Origin of the sequence: Arcticibacter svalbardensis MN12-7 (assembly GCF_000403135.1) — a bacterium.
GTDB classification, from domain to species: domain Bacteria; phylum Bacteroidota; class Bacteroidia; order Sphingobacteriales; family Sphingobacteriaceae; genus Arcticibacter; species Arcticibacter svalbardensis.
On the sequence record NZ_AQPN01000031.1, the window covers coordinates 1 to 6,618 of the forward strand.

6 protein-coding genes are annotated in these 6,618 nt (G+C 38.2%); 3 read left to right on the top strand and 3 right to left on the bottom strand.

Annotation, left to right across the window (positions count from 1 at the left end):
* Positions 1-113: 113 nt before the first annotated feature.
* The 3 genes from ADIARSV_RS03715 to dcd form a co-directional block, all read right to left on the bottom strand.
* A complete protein-coding gene (locus ADIARSV_RS03715; protein ID WP_016194035.1) occupies positions 114-410 on the bottom strand; it encodes an ATP-dependent Clp protease adaptor ClpS in 297 nt (98 codons plus the stop codon).
* A gap of 63 nt (positions 411-473) precedes the next feature.
* Positions 474-3,170, bottom strand: a complete 2,697-nt coding sequence (locus ADIARSV_RS03720; RefSeq protein WP_016194036.1) for a carboxypeptidase-like regulatory domain-containing protein — start codon at positions 3,168-3,170, stop codon at positions 474-476.
* Positions 3,171-3,229: 59 nt separating this feature from the next.
* On the bottom strand, positions 3,230-3,766 hold the full coding sequence (gene dcd / locus ADIARSV_RS03725; protein WP_016194037.1) for a dCTP deaminase: 537 nt from the start codon (positions 3,764-3,766) through the stop codon (positions 3,230-3,232).
* Positions 3,767-3,898: 132 nt separating this feature from the next.
* Here dcd and ADIARSV_RS03730 point away from each other — a divergent pair, with 132 nt between their 5' ends.
* The 3 genes from ADIARSV_RS03730 (at position 3,899) to ADIARSV_RS03740 (ending at position 6,590) form a co-directional block, all read left to right on the top strand.
* Positions 3,899-4,543, top strand: a complete 645-nt coding sequence (locus ADIARSV_RS03730; RefSeq protein WP_016194038.1) for a 4'-phosphopantetheinyl transferase family protein — start codon at positions 3,899-3,901, stop codon at positions 4,541-4,543.
* A 106-nt stretch (positions 4,544-4,649) separates the two neighbouring features.
* On the top strand, positions 4,650-5,348 hold the full coding sequence (gene lipB, locus ADIARSV_RS03735; RefSeq protein ID WP_016194039.1) for a lipoyl(octanoyl) transferase LipB: 699 nt from the start codon (positions 4,650-4,652) through the stop codon (positions 5,346-5,348).
* A gap of 69 nt (positions 5,349-5,417) precedes the next feature.
* Positions 5,418-6,590: an aldose epimerase family protein gene (locus tag ADIARSV_RS03740; protein ID WP_016194040.1), complete on the top strand. Its 1,173-nt coding sequence runs from the start codon at positions 5,418-5,420 to the stop codon at positions 6,588-6,590.
* Positions 6,591-6,618: the final 28 nt, after the last annotated feature.

The window sequence follows — 6,618 nt, forward strand, 5'->3', positions numbered from 1 at the left end:
AATAAAAAAACTAAAGTACTAAATGATCTCATAATAATTACCTGATTCGAATTCTTAACAGAAATGGCAAAGAAAGGTGATTATTTTAGTATTACTTTATAGTAACTATTTTATTACTCGATGCTCACTGTTAAGCCTTGTTGTTGAAGAATTTTACGGTAAACTTCTACTTCTGTAAAAGATCCTTCCAGGATAGCACATTTACCCTTACTGTCTACGATGTTTGCAATTCTATCAGCCTGTAATTCAGAATAATCAAGGTATACTACAAGGCACTTGATTACATGATCAAAAGTATTCACATTGTCATTCCATAATATAAGTTTATTACTTGTTTTTAAACTAGCTAAAACTTCTTCAAGTGTGAATGTCTCAACTTCCGTTTCTATACCTGCAAAATGGATCTTCATAGAAGACAAATTTAAATAAATTACCCTGTTTCGGGAAATAGAAAATGTTTTAATAAATATATTCTAATTTACAATAAACCTATAAATTTGACGAAGCAGACCACCATTAGTATCCATTCCCTCTACCGTAACCTTATATTCTCCTGGATCATCAGCAGTAAAATAATTGATCGTTGCCTTTCCTAAAGAATCGGTAATGACATTTGGAACCCATAAAATGGTAGATCTTAAATCAGGAATTGCAGCATTGATTTTAGGGTTTCTATAATTTGGTGAATAAAATTGGCGTCCAATGGTGTAGCCTTGCGGATTATAGGTGATAATACCAGGAGCAAAACTCCGGTATGAATAACTTGAATCTCCTCGTTTGGTGGTAATCAATAATACTCCACCGCCTCCACGCGAGCCATAAATGGCGGTATTGCCAATTGTTCTCAATACTTCAATAGATTCTATCTCCTGTGGGATCAGCGAGGTAAGATAATCTGGCTCTACGTACATTCCATCGAGAATGAGTTGCATAGGCGTTCCCATGCTCCTGGTTGAATAAGCAATTCCACCTTGAATAATTACACCAGCAAGCAAACTCTGCAGGCATTGATCCAGTGAAACACAATTTTGTAAACGGTCGGCAAGAATCACGGCATCTGCATTTCCTGCACCATTCAAATTACTCGAATTCTTAACCGTGGCTTTTTTCTCAGATATGACCACCTCATCAAGTAAAATATTCCTTCTAAGGAATCCTTTTTTGCGCAATTCATCCGACTCAGCGCGACGAACTTTAAGATAAGAAAGAAGGGTCGCATTTACGTTGATTTCTACATCGGGACTATTTTTGCTTTTTGTGACTAATTGACCGGGTACCTGGTCGATCTTGATATCCACATTCTTTTTGTTTTTTGAGGTTCTAGCCTGAACAACAAAACGCGTGCTGTCATTAAACTGCAGGTTATCAAAATTAAACCTTCCATCTGCTCCGGTAACGGTGTTTAATATAATGCCGCTTCCATTTGAAGCAAGGATCATCACTTTACTGCCCTCAACAGGCTTTTTGCCATAATTTGTAACTATCCCACTAATGGATAAGCTTTTCTCTGGTTTAAATGGAATCGGCGGAAATGCTTCAGACATTGTGCTTTGCCACGTAAATCTGCTCCAGCCCTGAGTCATCATCAAGATATCCAGCTGCTGATCTTTTGTGTCAGTTAACTCTGTGAAATAATAATTAGGCTTTTCAATATAACCTTTCAAATCAGATGACAACAGTAAATCAGATAAGATGGTAGTCTCATCTTCTTCTTTAGATGGGACCTTTGTTTCGTTGACTATTGCCACTGAGAATACACCCTGAACAGGTTTGTCCAAACTATCTTTCACAGCGATAGACATATTTACTTTTTCCCTTTGCGCATAAGTTGTCTTATCGTTTTTGATATCCATTTTTAGTGCAGGTGCATGTCTTACAAAAAGCAGCCGCTCAGCTACTGGCACATAAGTAGCAGAGAAAACAGTTAATCGCACAATTCCAGTAGGAAACCTATTTTTAGGAATACTGGCAGCGATAGTCGATTTATTCAAAGTGTTTCTAGCTACAAACAGGACCTCTTCATTCGCCTGGGCAATAAGGGTAACCGATCCGGAACCGACAAGATCAGGACTTGCGGATATCCGAATATTCATTTCATCTTTGTCCGAATTGTTTACAATTAAGGAATAACCTGATGAAAGTGCAGCAGGAAGTGTAATGCTTTTTTGTGAACCATCGTCAAAAGTAATCTTGGCAGTATACGTTTTACCCGCATCCGGAGTAAGCAGAAATGTTCCCATACCTGCATGCAGCGATTTAAAATCTGTTATTACTTTATTTTCATTATCCGTTATTGTGCCCGAAAGAGGTCGGCTTAATCCATCAGATCCAACGGCCTTAAATGCCACTCGTCCCCGAATGCCATTTATCAGCTGTCCCCCTTCAGGAAAAAACTGTACATCAACCTGCGAATTGGTTGATTTAATGACAAATGTCTTCTTCTTAAAGCGGTTACTTGCCATTTCAAGCGTAGTAGTAATTTTGCCCGCTTTCAGAAGGAAGGGTTGCTTGTTGATAAACCTGACAACTAATTTACCTTCACTGTCTGTTGTCCCCTTGCCATGCGCAACATTGCGGTTATCCAGCTCCACCACATATCTTACTTCTTTCCCAGATATAGGTTGTCCCTGGTTATCCGTGTATTCAATGTTTGCACTAACCTCTTCATTGGTCCCCACCGTAGAGTAGGTATAACTAACCGTGCTGAATACCTGATTGGTGTAGGAACTTCCAATCCTTATTGTTTTGTTAAAATAGTATTCCTCACCAAAATTACGCATCCAGTTCGTATAGGCCCTTAACCGGTAGTTGCCCTCAGGCAGCGAATCCAATAAGGTGAAATCTCCTAAGGCCAGTCCGGATATGACTGGTAAACGGAGCTTTTTTTCTAAAGAATCTTTTTCATTTATAAGATCAACATAGAGAATTTGACTGAGTCCGGATAACCTGTTCTGTCTGGCATTAACAATATAAGCCTTAAACCAGATGGTATCTCCCGCCACATAATACGGTTTGTCGGTATGAATATGTACCTTCTCCTGCGGATATTCATTCAGTATTTTATCAATTTTTGCAATGATTTTATTCAGTGGATCATCATCAGTTTTAATGCTAAAACTATAAGCAGAGCAAATAAAAACAGCAAGGATAAGGAAGTGAAAACGTCTCATTAGTACAGGTTCATAAAGGAATACTAATCTACTAATAAAAAGCGCCTTGCAAGTGAAAATTAAAAAATATTCTTCCACATCATGCTCTCAACCGGACGGGTGGTTTTACGACTGTATTTAGCATCCCCTTTTGAGTTGTACAGCGTCTCGATTTCTCCCTCCACTACAAAATAAATCAATTGGCCAATAGGCATCCCTGGGTATATTTTTACGGGTTGTGTAACCGATATTTCAAGAGTCCAGGTATTGCAGAAGCCAACGTCTCCCTTTCCTGCGGTAGCATGAATATCAATTCCAAGTCGCCCTGTACTTGATTTCCCTTCTAAAAAAGGAACATGCTGATGGGTTTCCGTGTATTCTAATGTAACCCCCAGATACAACGTATCTGTTTGCAGAATAAATCCGTCTCTTGGAATTTCAAAATGAGTGATCTCATTATGCTCGCGCGCATCAAGGACCCGGTTATTGTAGGTAGCTAAATACTTGCCTAAATGAACATCATACGAATTTGTGCCTAAACAATCTCTTTCAAAGGGCTCAATAATGATGGTTCCCTTTTCTATTTCTTCTAAAATTCGCTTATCGGATAGGATCATAATGCTGGATACTTTGGGCCGAAATTAGGTATAATTTAGAATTTCCTGTAATTTTAATACTTGTTCTATCATTATTGAAGCTGATTATCTTAATATTGTATTGTTTTCAAAAAACGCATATAGAATCAAATAATGGGGTTAGCTTATCAAAAGAAAATTGATGCCAAAACATGTTTTGCGGTATGGAAAATCGAAGAAACAGCAGAAGATCTATTCTCCAGACTACAGCTGAATGATATAGAGCGTGCCTATCTCGAAAGTTTGAACAATGGAAAAAGGAATCTCCATTGGTTAAGTACCAGGGTGTTATTGCGCCAAATGCTGAATACGGACGAATATATTGATTGTCGGGTAGACGAACATGGAAAACCTTACCTGGCTAATTTCCCTCATCATATATCATTTAGCCATTCTTTTGATTATGCCGCAGTTATGATTAGTAAGGATAAACCGGTAGGCATAGACATTGAACTCGTTAAAAGTAAAATTATACGAGTAGCAAATAAATTTATGTCCCCAACCGAACTTGAATTTATTGATCCAAACCACACCATTCCTCATTTATACATTTGCTGGTGTGCCAAGGAAGCTGTATATAAATTAAATGGGCGGGGAAACGTCTCCTTCAAAGATCATATTCACATTAAACCCTTTCTATATGCAACTAAAGGTAGTTTTGCAGCGACCTTGGAGGTGGAAGAAGAAAAGCAAATAGACGTTTGCTTCGAAGCATTTGAAGACTACATGATCGGTTACGCGGCTGCATACATGCCCTAGACTAAATAAAAAGCAAATAGGAGGATCATGCCCGTTCTCATAAAAATGAAGACAAGCATTCCTAAATGAATAGCCGCTTCATATGATCAAAAAATAAATTATTCTAATGAAAAATCATAACGTAAACTTCCAGGACTGGGGGTTAATAGATTATCAGGAAGCATGGGACAGACAGGAAAATACCTTTTCAGCTATCGTTGCTTCCAAACTAACAAACCGCGATAATAACACAACATTTCCAACATCAAATTATCTTGTTTTTGTAGAACATCCACATGTCTATACTTTAGGAAAGAGTGGCAAACAGGAAAATCTACTTCTTGACGATCAGGGTCTTATCGACAAACATGCATCCTATTATAAGATCAACAGGGGAGGAGACATTACCTATCATGGCCCGGGACAAGTTGTAGGGTACCCCATTCTTGACCTTGATAATTTCTTTACGGATATTCATCTTTATCTCCGGACGCTCGAAGAAGCCGTGATATTAACTCTTGCTGAATATAATATCAAAGCAGGCCGGTATCCTGGATATACCGGTGTCTGGATTGATCCTGATAATGAAAAAGCCAGAAAGATCTGTGCCATGGGTGTCAGATGCAGCCGTTGGGTAACCATGCATGGGTTTGCCTTTAATGTCAATACAGATCTGGATTATTTCAAAAATATAGTTCCCTGTGGTATCGACGACAAAGATGTCACCTCTATAGCCAGAGAGTTAGGACATGCCGTACCCGTTGAAGAAGTAAAGCAAATTCTGAAGGAGAAAATAGCTGAAGTATTTCATATGCAGCTTATTTAATACGATTCATTATTTCTGTTAAATGTTTAAAAAGTTAAATTTGATCCAAACTAAATCATATGATTAGAAATGAAGATTCAACTAAAAAAACCATGGCTCTATGCAGCCTGTTTATTGAGCTTGGATGCCTGTACAAATTCAGGGACAAAACAAACAACAACAGGTGTAACTGATAGCCTGGATGTAGTAATCCCCGCAAAGGAATCATTCGAAAGAACTATGGATGGAAAAAAAACCGATCTTTTTATTTTAAAGAATAAGAACAATGTACAGGCCGCAATTACAAATTACGGTGGCCGTCTGGTTAGTTTAATAATGCCGGATAAAAACGGAAAGATGTTAGATGTCGTCAATGGCTTTGACAATGTAGACGATTATACCAAAGGAGGAGATACTTATTTTGGTGCAACTATTGGTCGTTACGGAAATCGTATCGCTAAAGGTAAGTTTACATTGGATGGAAAGCTATATACACTAGCTACTAATAATGCCCCTAATCATCTTCATGGTGGGCCTGGTGGCTTCTCAAGAGTAATCTGGGATGCTAAGCCAATTGGCGAAAATCAACTGGAGTTGAATTATTTATCTAAAGATGGCGAAGAAGGTTACCCGGGAAATTTGACTGTAAAAGTAACCTATACGCTTACAGATGATAACGAAATCAAAATTGATTACCTGGCTACAACTGACAAAAAAACCGTTCTTAACTTAACCAATCATTCGTTCTTCAACTTAAACGGTATAGGTAGCGGATCAATTAACAAGCATTTTTTACAAATCAATGCCGATTCATATACACCGGTTGACTCTACATTGATCCCAACTGGTAAGATAGAAAAAGTGGCAGGAACCCCTTTCGATTTCACAAAGCCAACTACTATTGGATCTAGAATAGACGCCGATAACGTTCAGCTGAAGTTTGGTAAAGGCTATGATCACAACTTTGTTCATGCCATGAAGAAATCAGCAGTCCTCGATGTTATTGCTACAGTAGTGGGCGATAAATCAGGTATTGTAATGGAAGTACTCACCAATGAGCCAGGCGTACAGTTCTATGGAGGTAATTTCCTCGATGGTTCTCATTCCCTAAAACAAGGGTTCAAGGATAATTTCAGAACAGCATTTTGTCTGGAAACACAACATTTCCCTGATTCTCCAAATCAAACTGCATTTCCTTCTACTGTATTGAGTCCCGGTGATACCTATAAGACCACAACAGTATATAAGTTCTCTGTGAAGTAACACACACACAAATAAGTTATATAAAAAT